This window comes from Pseudomonas sp. SWRI99 (assembly GCF_014270125.1).
Taxonomy (GTDB): Bacteria; Pseudomonadota; Gammaproteobacteria; order Pseudomonadales; family Pseudomonadaceae; genus Aquipseudomonas; species Aquipseudomonas hamedanensis.
The window spans coordinates 45,194-67,683 of the sequence record NZ_JABWQR010000011.1 but is presented as its reverse complement, the minus strand read 5'-3'; the positions used below and the strand labels follow the sequence as shown (position 1 = coordinate 67,683).

Genomic DNA, 22,490 nt, shown 5'->3' with positions numbered 1-22,490 from the left:
GTCTTGGTGGTCTCGAACGCAGAGAAATACCATAGCGCAAAACACAAGGCCCGCATCGCGCGGGCCTTGGTGCATCAGCACTTAATGACTGATGGTGCGTAATTTATCGATTGAGAAACGCCAACAGATCTTCGTTCAACGCCTGCGCGTGGGTCACGGCAAACCCATGCGGCGCGCCTGCGTAAACCTTCAACTCGGCGCCCTTGATTTGCGCGGCGGCCTGCTTGCCGGTGGTTTCGAACGGCACGATCTGGTCGCCGTCGCCGTGAATCACCAGCGTCGGTACATCAATCACGGCCATGTCGGGACGGAAGTCGGTTTCCGAGAACGCAGTGACGCAATCGACGGTGCCCTTGAGCGAGGCCAGCAGCGCAATGTTGAGGGTTTGCGTGAGTACGCCGTCAGAGACTTTCTGGCCCTGATTGATACCGAAGAACGGCGTATTGAAGTCAGCGATAAACTGCGCGCGATCTTTCAGCAGACCGGCCTTGATCCCGTCGAACACCGACTTGTCGACGCCTTCGGCAAAATCGGCTTGCTTGCCGAACACCGGCGTCACCGCGCCCAGCAACACCAGACCGGCAACACGCTCGCCACCATGGCGGGCGATGTAGCGGCTGACGTCACCGCCACCCATGGAAAAGCCGACCAGGGTTACGTCGCGCAGGTCCAGGTGGTTGATCAGCCCGGCGATGTCGTCGGCAAAGGTGTCGTAATCGTAACCGGTCCACGGCTGATCCGAGCGGCCGAAACCACGGCGGTCGAACGCGATGGTGCGGTAGCCGCGGCTGCTCAGATATTCCATCTGGTATTCCCACATGTCGGCATCCAGCGGCCAGCCGTGGCTGAACAGCACGGGTTTGCCACTGCCCCAGTCCTTGTAATAGATCTCGGTGCCGTCTTGGGTTTTGAAGGTGCTCATGAAAACTCCTTGTGATCGCTGGTGGGATGCATGGATGCCGAATGGGCAACGGCCACTATCCGCGCAAACCGCGCAGGGCACTTGTACGCAGGTGCTGGTTTCATGCGTGTGAAGAGGGCCGCAGACCCCGATGAACGGTCGATACATAAGTTTGACGTCAAAATGATGGCCATCTAATATCGCGCCACTATTTTGATGTCACTTTTTATGTCGAGGGATCGAAGATGTTTTCACCCGCCTTTACGGCGAGGTTGTGCCTGGCTCTGCTCTGCCTTTCTGCGCTTCAATCTGCCTTTGCTGCACCCACCCCCGGTGAAACCGATCTGATCCGCGAACGCCAGAACCGCCTGCTCGAAGAGCAGCAGCGGCGTCTCGAAGAGCTCAAGGATCTGCCCGGCAAAGGTGCCAGGCCGGCGCAACCGACGGCCCCCGCCGATACGCGCTGCTTCACCATCAACGACATCGAACTCAAGGGCGCCGACAGCCTGTCGGAGCGAGAGAAGGCGCGTCTGCTCAAACCGTATATCGGCGAATGCCTCGGCGTGCCGCAGCTCAATGAACTGCTCAAAGTCATCACCGATCACTACATCGAGAAAGGCCTGGTCACCAGTCGCGCTTACTTGCCGCAGCAGGATCTGTCCGCCGGGCACCTGAAAGTGCTGGTGGTCGAAGGCAAGCTTGAAGGCATGAAAGGCGCGGAAAACAGCCGGCTCTCGGATCGCGAACTGGCGATGGCTTTTCCCGGCAAAAGTGGTGAGCTGGTCAATCTGCGCGAGATCGAGCAAATGGTCGATCAGCTCAATCGCCTGCCGTCCAATCAGGCAAAAATGGAGCTGGCACCGGGGCAGAATGTCGGCGGCAGCGAAGTGCGGGTCACCAACGCGCCGCAAAAACCGTGGCGCGCCGGTCTCTCTCGCAGCAATGACGGCCAGCGCAGCACGGGCGAGCAGCAGTGGGGCACATCGTTCGATTGGGACAGCCCGCTGGGCCTCGCCGATCAGTTGAGCCTGCGCGGCGGTCACGATGCGATGACCGACCATCAGCACACCTCCAACAACGCCATGCTCAATTACAACCTGCCGTGGGGCTGGTGGACGTTCAGCTACACCTACAGCCAGAGCGAATACCGATCGCAGATCGCCGCCAACGGCTACAACTTCAAGCAAACCGGCGATAGCGAAAACCATCAGTTGCGCGCCGAGCGGGTGATTCATCGCGACTCGGTCAGCAAGACTTCCCTCAGCGCCGGCCTGTCGTACCTGCGCACCAACAACTTCATCGAAGACAGCAAGCTCAAACTGAGCAGCAACCGCATCAGCGAAGCGCAGTTCGGCTTCAACCATGGCCGTCGTGTCGGCAGCGCGTTCGTCAACTTCGACGCCGGCATGCAGGAAGGCATCGGCGCCTTCGATGCGCAGGGCAGTCACGATCCGGGCCCCGGTGAACCCGAAGCGCGCTACCGCAAATACAGCGCAACCCTGAGCTATTTGCAGCCTTTCAAGCTGTGGGGCGAGTCGTTCAGCTTCAGCAGCCTGATGACCGGTCAGCGCAGTGAAGATGTGCTGTTCAGCTCACAGCGCACCAGCCTCGGCGGATCGTCATCGATCCGTGGCTACAAGGACCAGTCGCTGTCCGGCGACAGCGGTGGTTACTGGCGCAACGATTTGCGCTGGAGCCGTCCGGTGACCGCCGAATGGCTGCAACCGGTGTTCGCCGAATACGGCACCAGCCTCGGCTACGACCAAGGCGTGATTCGTGGCGATCGCTACAACGGCGATCAGCATGGGCGCATGTCGAGCAACTCGCTGGAGCTGTTCGCCCGCGGCCAGCACGTCGCTGCCAGCGTGACGTTCGCGCACTCCCTGGAACGACCGGACGCGCTGCCCGAGCGCGAAGCACCGATCTATTTCCGCCTCGACTTTTTCATCTGATAACGACTTTTTAGAGAACCGCCCACATGGACGTTCGTCACCCCGTCTCGCTCGCCGACCAGCCCCGCGCAGCCGCAAACAACCAAGAAACGTTTCTTGGCATGCCCAAGCGCGGGCTGGCCTTTCTGCTGGCGAACGTCATGTTCTGGCAACCGATGTGGGCGCAGGCCGACGGCATCGTCGTCGCCAACCCGAACACCACGCTGGATCGCGCCGGCAATGGCGTGCCGATCATCAACATCGCCACGCCCAACGGCAGCGGCCTGTCGCACAACCAGTTCCATGATTACAACGTTGGCGCGCAGGGCGTCATCCTCAACAACGGAGCAACCCAGACCTCCAATACGCAATTGGGCGGCCACGTCATCGGCAACCCGAACCTGAAGAACAGCGGTTCGGCGCAGGCGATTCTCAACGAAGTCATCAGCGGTAACCCGAGCCAATTGCGCGGTTACACCGAAGTGGCCGGGCAGTCGGCGCGGGTGATCGTCGCCAACCCGTACGGCATCACCTGTAACGGTTGCGGTTTCATCAACTCGCCGCGCGTCACCCTGACCACCGGCAAACCGGTGATCGAAAACGGCCGACTGGATCGCTTTCAAGTCGATCAGGGGTCGGTGGCCATCGAAGGCGCGGGCATTAACGCCAGCAATGTCGATCGCTTCGAGATCATCACCCGCAGCGCGAAGATCAACGCGCAGATTCAGGCGCAGAGCCTGACCATCGTTGCCGGTCGCAACGACGTCAATGCAGACAGCCTGAACGCGACGGCCCGCGCCGATGACGGCAGTGCCAAGCCGCAACTGGCGATCGATTCCTCGGCGCTCGGCGGCATGTATGCCGGGGCGATCAAACTGGTCGGCACCGAAGCCGGCGTCGGGGTGAAACTCGACGGCAAACTGATTGCCAGCGGCGGTGATATTCAGCTCGATGCCAACGGCCAGCTGAGCCTGGCCGATACATCGGCGGCCGGCGCGGTCAACGTCAAGGCCGCCAGCCTCGATGCACGTGGCACGGTTTACGCTGGCAGCGCACTCACCGTGCAAACCCAGGGCAACCTGACCAACCGCCAGACCCTCGCCGCGCGCGACAGCATCAGCCTCAGCGCCGGCGGTCAATTGACCAACGCTGGCACTATCGAGGCCGGCGTCAATGCTGACGGCAGCCGCAATGCCAGCGGCGATCTGAGCCTGAGCGCACAGATCGTTGATAACGCCGGCAACAGCCTTGCCGCCAGCCGCAACCTGAGCGTCAACGCCACGCAAACCCTGAACAACCAGAGCGGCATGCTCAGCGCGAAAAACATCACCGTAACAGGCGGGGCGCTGAACAATCTCAGCGGCCAGGTTCTCGGTGATCTGGGACTGTCGATCGATCTGCGCGGTGCGCTGGACAACCGTGACGGCGTGCTCGGTTCCGGCGCTGCGGTGTTCGTTAAAGCCGCGAGTCTGGATAACCGCCAGGGCGGTGCGCTGGTCAGCGATGGCAGCCTGACCGCACGCATCAGCGGCACGCTCGACAACCGCAACAAGGGCGATATCTCGGCCAAAGGCGCCATCGATGTGCAGGCCGGTACGCTGGATAACCGCGACGGCAAAATCATTGGTAAAAACGCCTTGGCGTTGCGCGGCGATGTGGCCGATAACCGGGCCGGGGTGATTCAGGCTGATCAGCAGTTGAGCGTGAATATCGCGCAAATGGATAACCGCGACAAAGGCGTGATCAGCGCCAAGGCCGGCCTGACTTACGTCGGCAACCGTCTGGACAACAGCGGCGGTCTGGTCAGCGCAGCGGGGCCTTTCAATCTTACTGCCGCCGAGATTCAAAACGCTGCCGGGCGGATCTCCAGTCAGGGCGACCTGCTGGCGACTATCGGTCTGCTGCAACAGCAGGGCGGCGAACTGGTCGCCCAAGGCAATTTGACCCTCAGCGGTAAAACCCTCGACAACCGGAACGGTGGTCTGGTCGGCACCACTAAAGCGCTGACACTCAGCGTTGACGACATCGATAACCGCAGTGGTGAGATCTCCAGCAGCCTGTTGCTGAACGTCAAAGGCCTGCGTCTGGACAACAGCGACGGCGGCGAAATTCTTGCCGGTACCGATCTCGGGCTGAGCGTCGCCAGACTGATCAACCAGAACAAGGGCTTGATCTCCGCCGCCAAAGGCGCGGCGACCATCAGTGGCACGACGCTGGACAACAGCGGCGGCACGCTCAACAGCCTCAACGGTCTGGTGATTACGCTGGACGATGCGCTGATGAACGCCGGGGTCATCAGCACCGAGGGCGTGCTGAGCGTCGACGCCGCGCGTATCGACAACCGCAGCGGCAGCCTCGGCAGTGCCGGTAACCTGAAACTGACGAGCACTGGCGCGTTGCTCAATTGGGGCGGTTCGATCAGCACTGACGCCGCGCTGACCCTCAACAGCGCCAGCCTGGATAACAGCCACAAAGGCGTGATCTTCGGCCAGGGCATCAGCCGCGTCGAAACCGGCGCGTTCGACAACAGCGATGGCGGCAAGCTCACCAGCGGTGCGGCACTGACGCTCAAGGCCGGGCAGGTCAACAACGCCAGCGGACGCATCGCCAGCCAACAGGCGCTGGACGTTTCGCTGACCGGGCTGGATCAGCAGGGCGGCGAACTGTTCAGCAAGTCCGCTCTGACCCTCGATCTGCACAACGGCCAGTTGAACAACCAGAACGGTTTGATCAATGCCCCCGGCACGCTGCTGCTGAAAAACCTCAACGGCGTAAACAACCAGGGCGGGGAGATTTCCAGTCAGCTAGCCTTCGCGCTCGCGGCGCAAAGCCTCGATAACAGCAACGGCAAACTGCTCAGCCAACAGGGTTTGACCCTGCGCATTGCAGCGGCGCTGAACAACGTCAAAGGTGCTATTTCCGGCGCCTCGCTGGACAGCCACAGCGCCAGCCTCGACAACGGGCAGGGCTTGATCAGCAGCCGCGGCGCTTTATTGCTGACCACTGATAAATCCCTGGATAACCAACTCGGCACTGTCATCGCTGATGGTCAACTGACGGTTACCGCCGATGAGCTGGTCAATGGCGAAGGCAGCATTGCCGGTAAAGCGGACGTCAGTGTTGAGGCACGCGCTTTCAACAACCAGAAAGGTCAGTTGATCGCCACTGGCGTACTCAAACTGGACGCCGATCAAGTCGATAACCGGCAGAACGGTCTGCTTGGTTCAAGCCAGGACATGACCCTGACGATCGCTGATCTGGATAACCGTGGCGGTGAAATCAGTACCAACGGTGATCTGCACATCAGCGCTACAAAACTCGACAACAGCGAGGGCGGCAAGGTCTTCACCGGCAAGGCGCTGACCCTGATCGTCGATGAGGTGATCAACCTTAGCAAAGGCCTGATCGACGCCGGTACGTCGTTGGATCTGCGCGGACGCACCCTGGTCAATGCCGGATCATTGCTCAGTCAGCACGGCATGCAACTGACCCTCACGGGCGCTTTCGATAACAGTCAGGGTAAGGTCAGCAGCGAACAGGCGCTGACCGTCAAAACAGCGCAATTGACCAACACCGGCGGCAGTCTGTCCAGCGCCGGCGATCTGACCGTCAACAGTGACGGTAGCGTCGACAACCAGGGCGGCCAGATCGTCACCGACGGCGCCCTTGTGCTCAACAGCGCCAGCCTCGACAACCGCTCGCAGGGCATCCTCAGCGCTAAAGGCGCCGTCAGCATCACCACCGGTGCATTCGATAACAGCAATGGCCGGCTCAGCAGCGCCGACACGTTGAACCTAACCGCCGGTCAGGTCACCAATGGTGGCGACGGCAGTATTGGCAGTCAAAACGCCCTGACGGCGTCGGTCAGCGGCTTCGATCAACAGGGCGGCAAGCTGTTCAGCAATACGCAACTGAGCCTGGATTTGAACCACGGCCAGTTGGACAACATCGGAGGGTTGATCAACGCTCCGGGTGCGCTGCTGCTCAAGCAGCTCAACGGCGTCAACAACCAGGGCGGTACGATTTCCAGCGCCGAGGCGTTTACCCTCACCGCGCAAAGCCTGGATAACAGCAACGGCAAGCTCCTGAGCAATCAGGGCCTGACTTTGCGTATTGCGGCGGCGCTGAACAACGTCAAGGGCCTGATTGGCGCGGCGTCGATTGATGTACGCGCGGCAAGCCTGAACAACAGCGCGGGCAACATCATCAGCCGTGGCGATCTCGACCTGACCGTCGACGGTTTGCTGCGCAACGACGCGAAAGGATTGATCAGTTCGGCGCAATCCATGGAGATTAACAGTGCCGAGTTGAACAACCGCGACAGTGGACTGATCAACAGCCAAGGCAACCTGACCCTGACCGCCACCGGCCTGGACTCCAGCGACGGCGGCGAAGTCTCTGCCAGTGGCGACATGGATCTGAAACTGACGTCCTTGACCCAGAACGGCGGACGCCTGCGGGGTGAACAAGGCGTTTCCGTGGATCTGGCCGGCGGTGATCTCAGCAACCAGGGCGGATTGCTGACCGCCAAAGGTCCATTGACGCTCAAACGTCTGCATGACCTCAACAACCAGAGCGGCGAGATTTCCAGCAACACAGGTTTTGATCTCATTGCACAAGCGCTGAACAACACTTCCGGCAAGATCATCAGCGGCGAAAAACTGCTGTTGCGTGGCACCGCGTTGAACAACCAGAAAGGCCTGATTTCGGGCTGGCAAGGACTCACCGTCAACGGCGACAGCCTGGATAACCGCAACAGCGGCACGGTCTCAAGCAAGTTCGCCGACGTCACCGTTGACCTCAAGGGGGCGCTGCTCAACAGCGGCAGCGGTGCGCTGGTCGCCCAAGGTAACCTGATCGTCAAAGCGGGAAGTCTCGACAACAGCAACAAGGGCAATCTCAGCAGCGGCGCGGGGCAGACCCTGACGCTGGGCGGTGCGCTGGATAACAATCTGGGCCTGATTTTCAGCGGCGCGGCACTGGATGTGGTCAGCACGGCGTTCACCAATGCCAGCGGCTCAGTCAATGCCAAACAGGCTTTCACGGCCACGGCAACCCGTCTGGACAACAGCGGCGGACAGATCGCCAGTAACGAGGCGATCACTCTCAATCTGAGCGGGGAGCTGAACAACGGCTCCGGCAAACTGGCCGCCGCAGGGCCGCTGGTCATCAAGGGCGTGACCGCTCTGCGCAACCAGAACGGCCAGATCGCCAGTCAGAAAACCCTGGAAGCGCACACCGGTTCGCTGGATAACAGCAACAAGGGCACGGTCGCTGCCAATGATCAGTTGCAGATCACCGCAACGGGCGCCGTCGACAACAGCGCCGATGGTCTGATCTACAGCCAGAAGGCCGGCGTTCAACTGGCAGCGGCGAGCCTGCGCAACGGCAAAGGTTCGATCCAGAGCGAAGGCGCACTGACACTCGACGTCAGCGGCGATTTCGATAACCAGAGCGGCAAGATCATCGCGCAAAACGGCAATGTTTTCGTCAAAGCGGCCAACATCGACAACCGTGGCGGCATCCTTTCGAGTATCAAAGGCGCACTGGAAGCACGCACGGTCGGCGTGCTGCGCAACGGCTTCGACCTCAACAATAATCGTCAGGGCGGCATCATTCAGGCGCAGGGCCTGACCCTGTCGGCACTGGCCGGGCTGAGCAACAACGGCGGGCGCATTTCCGCGCAGTCGGCTGACAGCAGCATCACCACGACAGCGCTGGATAACAGCAGTGGGGTGCTGTATGCGAAAGGATTGCTGGGCGTCACCGGTTCAAATCTGGAAAACGCCAGTGGACAGATTGCCGCCAACCGCATTGATTTCGGCCTGACCGGTGCGTTGCGCAACGGCGCGGGCGTTATCGAAAGCGACACTCAACTGAGCGTAAAAGCCGCCAGCGTCGATAACCAGAACGGTCGTCTGCGTTCGCTGGGCAATACTGGCAAGACCCTGTTCCAGATTGGCGGCCTGCTGGACAACCGCAACGGCGTATTGGAAACCGCCAACGTCGACATGACCCTCGCCCTCGGTGGCTTCCTCAACGGCGGCGGGCAACTCAACCATGTCGGACGCGGCAAATTCGACATCTCCACCGCCAATGTCATCGGTGCTGGGGGCAGCACCGTCACCGGTGGACTGCTGGAACTCAACGCTGATACGTGGAGCAACTCCAACGTCATTCAGGCCGGTCGCCTCAACGTCAACGTGCGCGAGTTCAGCCAGACCGCCAGCGGCAAATTGCTGGCTTCGGATTCGCTGCAGATCCGCGGGGGCAACTGGACCAACGATGGCTTGATCGCCAGTGATGGATCGATCGACATGCGTTTGTCCGGGAACTATGGCGGCAACGGGCGCTTGACCAGCCTGCGCGACACCTATCTGTCTGCGGCTTCGATGAACCTCGGCGCAGCCGGCAGTTTTGCCGCAGGTGCGACGTCGACCATCAAGATTGACGGGCAACTGGTCAATGCCGGTCGCATCACTTCCAGCGAAGACCTGACCGTCAACGCTGGCAACCTCGCCAACCGCGGCACCCTCGGTGCGGCGCAAAACCTGATCGTCAAGGCGCCTGTCTTGCTGAACGACCGTGGACTGATTTTCAGCGGTAACGACATGACGCTCGGCGTCGGTACGCTGACCAACCAGAGCGGCGATTTCTACGGTCTGGGCAACGTGGTGATCGCCGGCTATAGCGGCGGCACACGAGCGGCGGGGGTGTACAACATTTCCGGTTCGATGGAGAGCGGCGGCGGGTTCACGCTGGATGCCGATGTGTTCGAGAACCGTACCGAAGGCCCGACGGCGTCGGCTGAACGCAAGTTGATTTCTGGTTTTATCGCGGCCACCTGCGGTGACTGCGTGGGCAGTACGTTCAACAACTTCCTTGCGACTCGCGAGACGTACCAGTTCATCGATACCGATAACAGCGCGTCTGCCGTCCTCAACGTTGGTAAGGATTTCGTCTTCTACGGCGGTACGTTCCTCAACAGCAAAAGCACGATAGCGGCGGGTGGTGGCATTGACATCACCGCGGTCAGCCTGAAGAACATAGGCACCCAAAGCGGGACCATCGAGGTTACCCGTCAGTACAACTTCGAAATGGGCACTGGCACCACGGCGCAATTCATGGCCAACGTGATAATGCCGTACAACCAGCGCAACAACCCTGATTTCCCGTTCATGTATTACGTGATCGCGCCTGAAGGTCTGATCCGTAAAGCGATTGCCAAAACCGTGGGCAACAGCGTTGTCATCGTTGACGCCGAGACCGGCGCCAACGTCGGTAACAGCAAATATGGCCGGGCCATGTCGGGTTACAGCGCTGGGTTCGAGACGTCGACGCCATCGTTGTACGACCCGAATAACCTGATGGCCATACCGACCGAACTGACGCAGTTTCAGAAGGGCGACCCGGTTGAAGTGAGCGTCGATGGCGCGGGTGCGCCCGGCACAACGACCGGACGCAACTCGGTGATTCAGGCCGGTGGCAAGGTCTCGATCAATGCAACAAAGGAAATTGAAAACAGCGTTATCCAGCAGGACTACAGCGCAACCGGCGGCACCAACAAAGTCGCCGATACCAGCGTCGGTACCAGCAACACCACCGTGGTGCGCGTCAACAGTCAATTGCCGCCGGACCTGGCTCAACAGCAGTTCAATCCGCTGAGCCTGCCCGGGTTTTCCTTGCCGACGGGTGAGAACGGTCTGTTCCGTTTGAGCGGGCAGGGCAGCAGCGACGCTGTCGCCGGCAACATCGGGCCAGCACCGACCTGGACGGTTGGCAGTGAGGCAGTCGATACCCAAGAGCACGCAGTCGCTGCCACCAGCGGTGGACCGCGCAATCTCTTCATCGATGCGCCGGCTGCGGTCTCCGACAGTACGCGCATGGTCGACACCTTCGACCGCAAACCGAGCGTAATGAAAACAGCTGCCAGCAGCATCAATGCCAACGTTCCGGTGGATTCTGCAGGGCCGGGTTTGCACGACCGTGGCAACGACATGAAGGAGTCGATCGACACTCGTCCGGTCACCCGCGTGACTGGCCTGCCCGACACCCAGGCACCGTCCAATCCGCATAAATACCTGATCGAAACCAACCCGGCGCTCACCAACCTCAAGTCGTTCATGAGCTCCGATTACCTGCTCGACAAACTCGGCTACGACCCCGACCAAAGCGCCAAGCGCCTGGGCGATGGCCTCTACGAACAACGCCTGATCCAGCAAGCCGTCACCGCACGCACCGGCCAGGCGTTCCTCGACGGCCAGACCTCCAACGAGGGCATGTTCAAGTACTTGATGAACAACGCCATCGCCAGCAAGGACGCGCTCAACCTGTCAGTCGGCGTCGGCCTGACATCGCAGCAAGTCGCCGCGCTGACCCACGACATCGTCTGGCTCGAAGAGCACGAAGTGAACGGCGAAAAAGTGCTGGTGCCCGTGGTCTATCTGGCGCAAGCCAATGGCCGTCTCGGCCCGACCGGGGCGTTGATTGCCGGTAACGACGTGACGCTGATCGCCGGGGAAAATCTCGACAACGTTGGTACGCTCAAGGCTACCAACAACCTCTCCGCTACAGCCGGCAAAGACCTGGTCAACAGCGGTTCGATCGAGGCGGGCAATCGTCTGGACCTGCTGGCGACCAACAACATCATCAACAAGGCCGGCGGGATCATCACCGGCAAAGATGTCAGCCTGACCACGCGCACCGGCGATGTGATCAACGAGCGGACCATCACCTCGATGGACGACCAGTACGGCTCCGTCACTCGTCATCAGGATTTTGCCGACAACGCAGCACGCATCGAAGCCGTGAATGACCTGACCATCAAAGCGGCGAAGGACATCAACGTCATCGGCGGCGTTCTGAAAAGCGGGCAGGACATGACGCTGAATGCAGGGCGTGATGTGAATGTGGCGTCGGTGCAGGTTAACGACAGCGTGTCGCTGGGTTCGAGGGCAAATGCCAGCGATATCACCCAACTGGGTGCTGAGATCGATGCCGGGCGTGACTTCAAGGCCGAGGCCAAACGCGACATCAACGTCATCGCCAGCCAGATCGACGCCAAGCGTGATGTGTCGATGAAGGCTACTGAGAATCTGGTGATTACCTCGGCGGCGGACGAGGAACATTCGGACTCGAAAAATAAAAAAGAGAAGCGCCAGGAGGACCATGTCACTCAGGTGATGTCCGGCATCACGGCGGGCGGCGACGTCAAGCTGGATGCGGGCAAGGACCTGAGTGTGATTTCCAGTCGGGTGACGGCGGGGGATGAGGCGTATCTGGTGGCGGGCGATAACCTCGAGGTCCTGGCCAAGCAGGACAGTGATTATTCACTCTACGACATGAAGAAAAATGGGAAGCTCGGCAGCCTCAAGACCAAGCATGACGAAGTCACCGACATCAAGTACATCGGGAGTGAGATCACCAGTGGAGGTGACCTGACCCTTAAGAGCGGGGGAGACCAGCGCTATCAGGTTGCCAAACTGGAAAGTGGCAATGACATCACGCTCGACAGCGGTGGGGCGATAACCTTTGAAGCGGTAAAAGACCTGCATGACGAAAGTCATACCAAAAGCAACAGCAATGCGGGATGGAACTCTGCGAAAGGTAAAGGCAGTACAGATGAAACTCTACGTCAGAGCGAGTTGATTGCTAACGGGAAGTTAGTGATCAAGGCGGTAGACGGCCTCAAAATCGATATCAAGCAAATCGACGACAAAACTGTCAGTCAGACGATCGACTCCATGGTTGAGGCCGATCCAAAACTGGCTTGGCTCAAGGAGGCTGAGTTACGTGGCGATGTGGACTGGCGTCGTGTCGAAGAAATTCACAAGAGCTTCAAATACTCGACATCCGGACTTGGTGTAGCTGCACAACTGGCCTTGGCGATTCTGCTGGCTGCAGTCACAGGGGGAGCAGGCGCGGGTTTGATTGGCGCTACAGCTGGCACCTTCTCTGCGGGCTTCGCCAACGCAGTGCTGATTGCAGTAGAAACAACCGCAGCTAATAGCGCCATCAGCAATAAAGGCGATCTGGGCTCAGTTCTCAAGGACGTCTTCAGCAGTGAAAATCTTCAGGGCTACGTGCTCTCTGGAATGTTGGGCGGCATTGGGAATGGCCTCGGTTATAACCCGACTGAGCTTGGTTTTGACTGGAACAGTGCAGGCCAAGTCATTCTCAAAACCAGCGCTGATACTCTGGCTCAGACCGCACTGCAGGGTGGAAGCCTGGGCGACAACTTCGTCAACAATTTGTTAGGGGCCGTAATCGATATTGGCGGAGCTATCGCCGCCAATAAGGTTGGTAATCTTAATCTGGTGGAAGGCAGTCCGACGAAGATTGCAGCGCATGCATTGGTGGGTGGCCTGAAGTCCATGGCCATGGGCGGGGATTTCAAGACGGGCGCCTTGGCTGGCGGCGCCAATGAAGCCATGGTTCAGTATCTTGCAGACTTGATACTGCCGGAGAATTACGATCCGAACAGGCCGGGAGCCGATCAGGCCAAAGCCAACCTCCTGGCGATGTCGCAACTGATCGCGGTGCTCTCCGCCGTGATTGCAGATACCGACCCAAACATTGCGGCCAGTATCGCTGCCACTGCAACCCAATACAATTATCTTTCACACTCGGACCTTGAGCGAGCCGCGCACGACTTGTCCTCTTGTGGCAATGACGCCGCCTGTGCGAATGCGAAATATGCCGAATATCACGCGTTGAGTCAGAAGCAAGACATTGAAGCGGTTGCTCAATGCGCGGCCAGCCACGGTAGCTGTGAGGGACTTTCAAGACTTGTCGCGGAGGCCGAGGCGAAAACCCAGAAACTTAAAGACTTGGCAGCTTCTGCGTCGCCTGAAGCCGCCAAGCTCTTCGACCTGTTGATTGCGGAGAATCATGGATTCCAGAATATGCTTGCGGGTATCACCGCTGGGCATTCAGTCGCAGCGATTGCGGACACACTGGTTCAGACGCTTGGCATCAGCCACGAAATGGCAATGGCTGCTGTCGAAGGCTTGGCAATGTCTGTATCCGGGATGGCTCCGACGATCAAAACCGCGGGAGGAGGCAAGGACAAACCGAAGGGAGGCCCAGCTGAGACGAAAGAGGACGCCGGATCTACTGTTCCAAAAGGCAGCGCAGGAAATACGAAAAGCGATTCTGCAGAAGCCGTAACCTATTTCCGCGTCGAGGGTGGGGGAACAGGGTTTAAAACGAGCCAGAACCGAATCACTGCCAATGAGGATGGGAGTATTACCATCAATCCGGGATGTACCGGCCAACTGTGTGTCAGCGTTGGCAATGCTGACCACGCTACCTACTACTTGACGAACAAGCGTCCTGATGGCTCTGTGGTGGTCTTCGATATTGATGCTAAAACCCATAAGGAAATCATGGACAGAGTGATACCTCAGCACGGTGATGGTCCAAGGGATCGTGACGCGCCCAAGAGAGTCGACGAGGGCCAACCGGGTTACTCGCTCGAGTTGCCGAAGATATGGGAGTCGCTGCTCGAAAATAACGCTAGCAATGCTCGCGTTTATACGCAGGACGAGTTTTTAAAAGAATTTAGGAGATGACCATGAATCAAGAAGTTTTTGATGATCTGTGGGATGGTGAAAAAAGCATCGGTTTTTTTGTCCACTCAGGAAAGTGCTTTTGGGTTATTGATGAGAAACGGAACTTTATACTTGATGCCGATATCAGTCTTCGAGCTTCTTTGGCGAATGGAACGATAACAACTGCCCAGTACGAACGGTCATGTCAGAAATTCAGGGAGGGGATTTTGAAAATAACAGCTGAAAATTTTCAAAATTATCTTCATGGATCAAGTGCGCAATTGCTTTTGCCCTCCGATCTGCAGGGCTTTATCGGGGGGGAGCCAGATGTCTTTAAAAGAATAGAGAATTATTATCTCACAGGCCACGGCCTGGATTCGGAGTTGTTCAAGCGTGCAAACGTTATACGCTCACGGCTACCTCTTTTTTACGTGAATTTCGATCGAAAAATTTTTATGCATATGGACGACGGCAGGTTTCATGAAGAGTATGTACATCCAGGCTGGATTGGTGAATGTGGTGATTTCAGTTTTTTGATTCCCGCGCGTGAGAGATACTGGGTAGAGGCTGGTAACGATTTTTGGAAAGTACGGTTCTTATAAAATGGACAAAAGGGGACTGTCCCCTTTTGTTCGCTGATTTCTCCGGAAGAGGCTGCGCTCATCCCTGAAGTTATTGAAGAGTTTGTAGGTAAATTGAATGGAAAGGCTTAGTAAATTACATTCCCGTACTAGGTAGGAATGGTTGTAACAATCTTGGCATACTGATCAAGCGATTTGCCGTCTAGGGGTTGGACGGCAGCGTTTGCTCTATTATGGCAAAAGAAGGTTGCCCTCTTTTAATGATCTTTGCATGTGTTAGTTCTTTGATCGATCGCACCGTCAGTCTGTGACCTCTTTGCCTGAGGCAGAACATCGGCATGAAGCCGTTGGGGCGCATCTAGCAATACTGATACAACAAGACCTAAAGAGCAGCTATCATTGAGTACCGCCCATAGTCGACGGCGGGTGCAGCAGAATAGGTGAGGTTTCATAATTTGACGAGACAAAATGGTGCTGTCCCCTTGTTTTCCTTAAATGGACGCGAAGATGAGTAATGATGCCGGGTTGAAAGACTGGAACTTCCAGGTGTTGATGCTAGTGCAGTCGATGCTGGGTGCCATTACTCCCAATTTCAGGATGGTGGTGCTTTCTCGAGATGATGACGCATGGGTGATAATGTTTTATCTCCAAGATGATCTGGAGAAGGACGTGGAGGAGGTCAATGACATTATCTGTCGGTATTCCGCCTATCAGGATTCTAATTTACAGCTTAAGTGGGAGATTGTTTTTGGGTGCGGCGAACTGCCTGTCGTCCCAGAGGCCGATAGGGTTGTATATCGCAGGAAAGAAATATTTGACTAGAGATAATTGTTAATGCGCTTGGTATCTTTTTTCTTTTTGAGTGTGAGATCCGCGATTGCAGGACAGTGTCAAGGGGGATCGAGATATTCGCATATGCTGGGAATGGGAGATTCAGTAATGAGTAAAGAAAACAAGAGCATTCGACTCGGAGATGAGTTCGACAATGTATTGATAGCCGCCTTGACGGCAGTGCTTAACTCACGCGGAGCAGTAGGGATGGAAGACAGTAGGGCTGTTGGTGGCTCTCAGGAACTCTATACGGCGAGCACAAGACTGGACGGTGCAGTTATCAATATTGAATCCGAAACGTATATAGGTTTAACGATCCGCGGACCTGGTCCAATAGTCGAATCATTGGCTCGAGAAGTAGCTGAACGCCGTCGAGCCGGAGATTTACAGCCGACTACAGACGAGGGCAGTTTCAATAAATAAGGCCAGCCCACGTTCAAGAGTGTCACGACAGTGATGTCGGGTATGTTTGTATTCTGCAAGCTGAAAAGGGAGTCAAAGACAGGCCACGTCATAGCGCTTTGACGCTTCAAGCAACACTGAGTAGTATGGCCATCAAATTGATATCATTTTTATGAGTCGTCACAAAAGCCCGCGCGCCTTCACAGGCTCTACGCACGTCAACTTTGCCTCACAAATCTACGCCATCGCTCACTCAGTCTTTTCAGGTACTCCGCTCCGTGTCTTTTCCAAAAATCTCCGTCGTCATCCCTACATACAACGTTGAGTCCTACATCGCCGAAACCCTCGATTCGCTGATCAATCAACCCGTGCCGCTGCACGAAATCATCCTGATCAACGATGGTTCGACCGATGGCACGCTGGCAGTGATTGAAGCCGGTTTTGGCCATCGCCCGGAACTCAAAGTGGTCACTCAGGACAATCAGGGTGTCGGTGCGGCTCGGCGTAATGGTCTGGCCTTGGCGAGTGGCGAGTACGTGTTTTTTTGTGACCCGGACGATGTGGTCAGCCCCGAGTTTTTTGCGACGCTGGTGGAGCAGGTCCAGGCCAACGCGGCGCTGGAGTTGTTTTATTTCTCCAAGCGTTCTTATACCGAAGTGGACGGCCACAAGCAGCTGTTGCGACGCAACACCGCTGCCAGCCGCGCTGGCTGGTTTGAAGCCGGGCGCGACTTGCTCGAAGATCTGATTTTGTCTGGCAAATATCACGCAGCGACGTGGCAGTACATTTTCAAGCGTTCGGTGTGCGAGCGTTTTGCCGTGCGCCTGGAAGGGCGCGCCCATGAAGATCACGTGTTCAGCATGAACATTTACCTGCACAGCCGAACCACTTTTGCGACGGCGGCGGACTATTACTTTCAGCGGGTCCGCAGCGGTTCGCTGACGCAAAGCCATAAGGATGCCGAGTATGTGCTGGGCAGTTATGCGGCGTATCGCGACACCTTGGCCGCGTTGAAAAAACACATTCGCTCGTTCAATGCCGGACGCGATGTTGCGCTGAAGTTCATGGAGCGCAATGTCGATGCACTGATCACCAAATGCATTAAGTATGGTGTGCCGTTGCCAGAACAGATTTCCACGCTAACGCGGCAGGACAGCCGTGATTGCGGCGTGGTCTTGCATCCTCGCTGGACGTTGCTGTTTCCGCGCATTGCTCACGGGATGCGCAGGTTGCGTTTCAATCTGAAGCAGCTGCGCAGGTCGCGAAAAGCTTCCGTTCAGGGCTAGTTTCTGTGTGATGAGTTACGCAAAAAAGGGGCGAATTCAGGTCAATGAATTCGCCCCTTTCTTGCTTGCTGAGCATCAGGCCAACGTGCTATCAGCGAAACGCCGGCACCACATGCTTGATAAACAACTCCAGCGATTTCTTCTTCTCCGCATGCGGCAAGCTGTTGTCACACCAGAAACTGAACTCATCCACGCCCAGTTCCTGGTAGTACTTGATCCGCGGAATGATCTCTTGCGGCGTACCAATCATCGCCGTCTTGTGCAGGCTCTCCAGTTCAAACTCCGGACGCCCGGCGAACTTCTCTTCCGGACTCGGCGCAAGAAAGCCATTGACCGGGGTTTCCTTGTTGCCAAACCACGCATCGAACGTGCGATAGAAACGTGAGATGGCTTTGGCGCCGACCTTCCAGCCGTCCGGATCGTCGGCGGTGTGCACATGCGTGTGACGCAGCACCATCAATTGCGGGCGCGGTACATTTGGGTTGTTATCCAGCGCAGTCTGGAATTTATTCTTCAAATCGACGACTTCTTCGTCGCCCTTCATCAATGGCGTGACCATCACGTTGCAGCCGTTGGCCACGGCGAAGTTGTGCGAATCCGGGTCGCGGGCGGCGATCCACATCGGTGGGTTGGGCTTCTGGATCGGTTTTGGCACGCTGGTGGAGGTGGGGAATTTCCAGATGTCGCCGTCGTGGGCGTAGTCGCCTTGCCACAGGGCGCGGACCACCGGGACCATTTCGCGCAGGGCCTGGCCGCCGCTGGAGGCAGGCATGCCGCCGGCCATGCGATCGAATTCCACCTGATAGGCGCCACGGGCGAGGCCGACTTCCATGCGGCCGTTGCTGATCACGTCGAGCAGGGCGCATTCACCGGCGACGCGCAGCGGGTGCCAGAACGGCGCGATGATGGTGCCGGCGCCGAGGTGAATGGTGGTGGTTTTCGCCGCGAGGTAGGCCAGCAGTGGCATCGGGCTTGGGGAAATGGTGTATTCCATGGCGTGGTGTTCGCCGATCCACACGGTGCTGAAACCGCCAGCCTCGGCCATCAGGGTCAGTTCGGTGAGGTCTTCGAACAGTTGGCGGTGGCTGACGCTTTCGTCCCAGCGTTCCATGTGAATGAACAGGGAAAATTTCATGACGCTTCCTCGGATCTTTTGTTGTTGTGGCTACAAAACTTGTAGGAGCGAGCCTGCTCGCGATGGCGGTGTGTCAGAAAACACATCGACATCGGATAAATCGCTATCGCGAGCAGGCTCACTCCTACAGTTGATTTGTGCGGATCTGACGATCAGGCCGGAACGGGCAGGGCGCCCATCTTGCCGTGGCAGTACACCAGCGGTCCGGCGACTTGCTCGGGGACGATCAGGTTCTTTACGGCACCGACCATGATGGCGTGGTCGCCGCCTTCGTATTCGCGCCACAGTTCACATTCAATGATAGCCGTCGCGTTGGCGAGGATCGGGTTGCCCCGTTCGCTCAAGGTCCACTCGATGCCCTGCGCCTTGTCCTTGCCTTTGCGGGCGAAGGCATAGGCTTCGCTTTGCTGGCCGCTGGACAACAGATGAATCGCAAAGCGTTTGTTCTTGATCAGAACGGGGTAGGAATCAGAGCCGTAATTGGGGCAGAACAGCACCAGGGCCGGATCCATCGACAGCGAACTGAAGGCGCTGGCGGTCAGGCCGACGATCTGGCCGTCGTCATCCAGGGTGGTAATGACGGTAACGCCAGACGGGAACGAGCCCATGACTTGTTTGTAGAGGGTGGCATCGATCATTGGACGGTCCTCGGGTGTTGTGACGCTGTTTTTATGTGTTTGTTGGTCTGATGGTATACCAGTATTCAATCTTTGCAAGGGCTTTTAAGCTGAACCGATAAACGTGCTGCGTTCGTCGGAAACTCAGCATTTACGGGGCTTACGGCTGGTCCAGCAGCCGCTCTATCAACGAGGATGGCGTATCAGATAGCGCTGCAAACAACGGATCAGCCTTGTGAAAAGTTTGGAATACCATAATATGGTCTGCATCTGAGGGGCGACTAGAGAGCCCCCCCGGTTTGGCTTCATACAACGATAAAAACAGACCAACTCGAGTTCATGCATATGTCCCAGATGTCCCGGCAAGATCCGTTGATCGAGAATCATACGGTCGACTACGTCCCACTCGCGGAACGCCACGGGAAGGCCCGCGACCTGTTTACCCTTTGGTTCAGCACCAACATCGCGCCACTGCCCATTGTCACCGGCGCCATGGTGGTTCAGGTGTTCCATCTCGATCTGTTTTGGGGGCTGCTGGCGATTGCGCTGGGGCACATGATCGGCGGCGTGGTGATTGCGCTGGCGTCGGCCCAGGGGCCGCGCATGGGCATTCCGCAAATGGTCCAGAGTCGCGGACAATTCGGCCGCTACGGCGCGCTGCTGATCGTGTTCTTCGCGGCCATCATCTACATCGGTTTCTTCATTTCCAACATCGTGCTGGCGGGTAAATCCATCGTCGGCATTGCGCCGTCGGTGCCGGCGCCGCTGAGCATTCTGATCGGCGCCCTGGCGGCCACGGCGATTGGCGTGATCGGCTACAACTTCATCCACACGCTCAACCGCATTGGCACCTGGGTGATGGGCGGCGCGTTGCTCGCCGGCTTCCTTTACATCTTCGCCCATGACTTGCCGGCGGACTTCTTCACTCGCGGCAGTTTCAATCTGTCCGGATGGCTGGCGACGGTGTCGCTGGGGATCATCTGGCAGATCAGCTTTTCGCCCTACGTGTCCGATTATTCGCGCTACCTGCCGGCCGATATTGGCATTGCCAAGCCGTTCTGGGCGACTTACCTGGGCGCGACGCTGGGGACAATTCTGTCGTTCACCTTCGGCGCCGTTGCGGTGCTGGCAACTCCGGAAGGCACCGAAGCGATGGCGGCGGTCAAGCAATCGACCGGTTGGCTGGGGCCGATTCTGATGGTGCTGTTTCTGCTCAATATCATCAGCCACAACGCGCTGAATCTGTATGGCGCGGTGCTGTCGATCATCACCTCGATCCAGACCTTCGCCAGCCAATGGACGCCGAGCATCAAAGTGCGCGTGGTGTTGTCGAGCGTGATTCTGGCGGGTTGCTGCGTGGTGGCACTCGGCGCGTCGGAGGACTTCATCGCCGAGTTCATCGGCCTGATTCTCGCGTTGTTGTTGGTGCTTGTACCGTGGGCCTCGATCAACCTGATCGACTTTTACCTGATCAAGCGCGGCCACTACGACATCACCTCGATCTTCCGCGCCGATGGCGGGATTTACGGACGCTTCAATCTGCACGCGATCATCGCTTACTTCATTGGCATCATCGTGCAGCTGCCGTTTGCCAACACCTCGCTGTACGTCGGGCCTTACGCCAACCTTGTGGAGGGAGCCGATTTGTCATGGCTGGTTGGCCTGGTGGTGACGGTTCCGCTGTATTTCTGCCTGGCGACCCGTGATCAGGCGCAGCAAAGCAGGGCGGCAAAACTGAGCTATCGCTCGTAACCGATTTCTGTGGCAAGGGAGCTTGCTCCCGCTGGACTGCGCAGCAGGCCCCGCTTTGACAAGCGAAGAGCGGGGTTGCTGCGCGCCCCAGCGGGCGCAAGCTCCCTCGCCATACTTGATTTGTGATTCCTGCGTATTTCAGCGGTCACTCAAATTGGCCATATCGATCCCCTTTTGGCCGATCCGCCACTGTGATCCCGCTACGCTGTCAGCAAGAATCGAGGCCATAACCAGACGCTCGATTTTCTTTGCCCTTGGCTGTCGTTACAGCCGCTGCCGTGTACAGAACATAAAAACCATCGACTCACGCCGCATTATGGGGAAACAACCATGGTCACGATGAAAGGTATTCTGGGTGCCACCGTGTGTGGGCTGACGCTGCTGGCCAGCGCGGTCCAGGCCGAGCAGCGCGAGTTGCGCGTGTACAACTGGGCGGATTACATCCTGCCATCGGTACCCAAGGATTTCGCCGCGCAAAGCGGCGTCAAAGTGACCTGGGACACCTTCGACACCAACGAGTCGCTGGAAGCCAAACTGCTCACCGGCAACTCCGGTTACGACCTGGTGGTGCCGTCCAACCAGTTCCTCGAAACTCAGATCAAAGCCGGTGTGTTTCAGAAACTCGACAAATCGAAACTGCCGAACTGGCAGCATCAGGATCCGGCGTTGCTGAAGTTGCTTGATGCCAACGACCCCGGCAACCAGTACGGCATGCCTTACATGTACGGCACGGTGCTGATCGGCTTCAACCCGGCCAAGGTCAAGGCAGCACTGGGCGACAACGCGCCGGTGGACAGTTGGGACCTGGTGTTCAAGCCCGAGAACATGGAAAAGCTCAAGGCCTGTGGCGTGGCGATGCTCGATTCGCCTTCGGAGATTCTGCCGCTGGCCCTGCATTACCTCGGCCTCGATCCGAACAGCCAGAACCCGGCGGACTATGAAAAGGCCAAGGCCTTGATGATGAAGATCCGCCCTTACGTGACCTACTTCAACTCGGCCAAGTACATGACCGACATCGCCAACGGCGACATCTGCGTGGCCATCGGTTACTCCGGCAGCTTCTACCAATTCGGCAATCGCGCCAAAGAGGCGGGCAACGGCGTGGTGGTCGACTGGCGCTTGCCGAAGGAGGGTGCGCCGATCTGGTTCGATACGTTCGCCATCCCAAAGAGCGCGAAGAACGTCGCCGAGGCCCACGAATTTCTCAACCATCTGCTTGAGCCGAAAGTGATTGCGCCGATCAGTGATTTTCTCGGTTACCCGAATGCCAACAAGGACTCGATGCCGCTGGTCAACAAGGAGATTACTGATAACCCCAATCTGACGCCGACCAGCGAGGCGCTGAAAACCCTTTACGTCGTCCAGCCATTACCGCAGAAAATGGAGCGGGTGCGCACGCGGGTGTGGACCAGTATCAAATCCGATAAATAACACCAATCCCTTATAGGCCTTCGCCTGCTCGCGATCGCGGTATGTCAGTTGACCTGGATGTTGTCTGACAC

Annotated in this window: 11 protein-coding genes; 8 read left to right on the top strand and 3 right to left on the bottom strand. The window is 57.8% G+C overall.

The features are described from left to right. Window positions 1-103 precede the first annotated feature (103 nt). Window positions 104-922 carry an alpha/beta hydrolase gene (locus HU743_RS11080; RefSeq protein WP_186648651.1) on the bottom strand — a complete coding sequence of 273 codons (819 nt, stop codon included), beginning with the start codon at window positions 920-922 and terminating at the stop codon, window positions 104-106. A gap of 224 nt (window positions 923-1,146) precedes the next feature. Between HU743_RS11080 and HU743_RS11075 the strand changes: the two genes are divergently transcribed. From HU743_RS11075 to HU743_RS11050, 6 genes are all read left to right on the top strand, one after another. Then, the gene (locus HU743_RS11075) at window positions 1,147-2,853 is read left to right on the top strand and encodes a ShlB/FhaC/HecB family hemolysin secretion/activation protein (protein WP_186648649.1); all 1,707 of its coding nucleotides are present in this window, start codon (window positions 1,147-1,149) and stop codon (window positions 2,851-2,853) included. 26 nt (window positions 2,854-2,879) lie between these two features. Next, complete coding sequence (locus HU743_RS11070) at window positions 2,880-14,405, top strand: filamentous hemagglutinin N-terminal domain-containing protein (RefSeq protein WP_186648647.1); 11,526 nt, start codon at window positions 2,880-2,882, stop codon at window positions 14,403-14,405. Window positions 14,406-14,407: 2 nt separating this feature from the next. Continuing rightward, a complete protein-coding gene (locus HU743_RS11065; RefSeq protein ID WP_346656520.1) occupies window positions 14,408-14,986 on the top strand; it encodes a hypothetical protein in 579 nt (192 codons plus the stop codon). A 486-nt stretch (window positions 14,987-15,472) separates the two neighbouring features. Then, window positions 15,473-15,787, top strand: coding sequence for a hypothetical protein (locus tag HU743_RS11060; RefSeq protein WP_186648644.1), 315 nt, complete (start codon window positions 15,473-15,475; stop codon window positions 15,785-15,787). A gap of 117 nt (window positions 15,788-15,904) precedes the next feature. Beyond that, window positions 15,905-16,219 carry a hypothetical protein gene (locus HU743_RS11055; protein ID WP_186648643.1) on the top strand — a complete coding sequence of 105 codons (315 nt, stop codon included), beginning with the start codon at window positions 15,905-15,907 and terminating at the stop codon, window positions 16,217-16,219. A gap of 257 nt (window positions 16,220-16,476) precedes the next feature. Continuing rightward, the gene (locus tag HU743_RS11050) at window positions 16,477-17,484 is read left to right on the top strand and encodes a glycosyltransferase family 2 protein (RefSeq protein WP_186648642.1); all 1,008 of its coding nucleotides are present in this window, start codon (window positions 16,477-16,479) and stop codon (window positions 17,482-17,484) included. 91 nt (window positions 17,485-17,575) lie between these two features. Here HU743_RS11050 and HU743_RS11045 read toward each other — a convergent pair whose 3' ends face one another. After that, window positions 17,576-18,619, bottom strand: a complete 1,044-nt coding sequence (locus HU743_RS11045) for an LLM class flavin-dependent oxidoreductase (protein WP_186648641.1) — start codon at window positions 18,617-18,619, stop codon at window positions 17,576-17,578. Between the two features lie 152 nt (window positions 18,620-18,771). Continuing rightward, window positions 18,772-19,257 (bottom strand): flavin reductase family protein, encoded by a 486-nt coding sequence (locus tag HU743_RS11040; RefSeq protein ID WP_186648640.1) that lies wholly within the window; start codon window positions 19,255-19,257, stop codon window positions 18,772-18,774. A gap of 324 nt (window positions 19,258-19,581) precedes the next feature. Between HU743_RS11040 and HU743_RS11035 the strand changes: the two genes are divergently transcribed. Beyond that, window positions 19,582-20,988 carry a cytosine permease gene (locus HU743_RS11035; RefSeq protein ID WP_186648639.1) on the top strand — a complete coding sequence of 469 codons (1,407 nt, stop codon included), beginning with the start codon at window positions 19,582-19,584 and terminating at the stop codon, window positions 20,986-20,988. Between the two features lie 330 nt (window positions 20,989-21,318). Next, window positions 21,319-22,419, top strand: coding sequence for a polyamine ABC transporter substrate-binding protein (locus HU743_RS11030; RefSeq protein WP_186648637.1), 1,101 nt, complete (start codon window positions 21,319-21,321; stop codon window positions 22,417-22,419). Window positions 22,420-22,490 lie beyond the last annotated feature (71 nt).

Coding starts and splice junctions, on each gene's coding strand:
- HU743_RS11080 (WP_186648651.1), bottom strand. CDS start 922: ATGAGCACCTTCAAAACCCAAGACGGCACCGAGATCTATTACAAGGAC.
- HU743_RS11075 (WP_186648649.1), top strand. CDS start 1,147: ATGTTTTCACCCGCCTTTACGGCGAGGTTGTGCCTGGCTCTGCTCTGC.
- HU743_RS11070 (WP_186648647.1), top strand. CDS start 2,880: ATGGACGTTCGTCACCCCGTCTCGCTCGCCGACCAGCCCCGCGCAGCC.
- HU743_RS11065 (WP_346656520.1), top strand. CDS start 14,408: ATGAATCAAGAAGTTTTTGATGATCTGTGGGATGGTGAAAAAAGCATC.
- HU743_RS11060 (WP_186648644.1), top strand. CDS start 15,473: ATGAGTAATGATGCCGGGTTGAAAGACTGGAACTTCCAGGTGTTGATG.
- HU743_RS11055 (WP_186648643.1), top strand. CDS start 15,905: ATGAGTAAAGAAAACAAGAGCATTCGACTCGGAGATGAGTTCGACAAT.
- HU743_RS11045 (WP_186648641.1), bottom strand. CDS start 18,619: ATGAAATTTTCCCTGTTCATTCACATGGAACGCTGGGACGAAAGCGTC.
- HU743_RS11040 (WP_186648640.1), bottom strand. CDS start 19,257: ATGATCGATGCCACCCTCTACAAACAAGTCATGGGCTCGTTCCCGTCT.
- HU743_RS11035 (WP_186648639.1), top strand. CDS start 19,582: ATGTCCCAGATGTCCCGGCAAGATCCGTTGATCGAGAATCATACGGTC.
- HU743_RS11030 (WP_186648637.1), top strand. CDS start 21,319: ATGGTCACGATGAAAGGTATTCTGGGTGCCACCGTGTGTGGGCTGACG.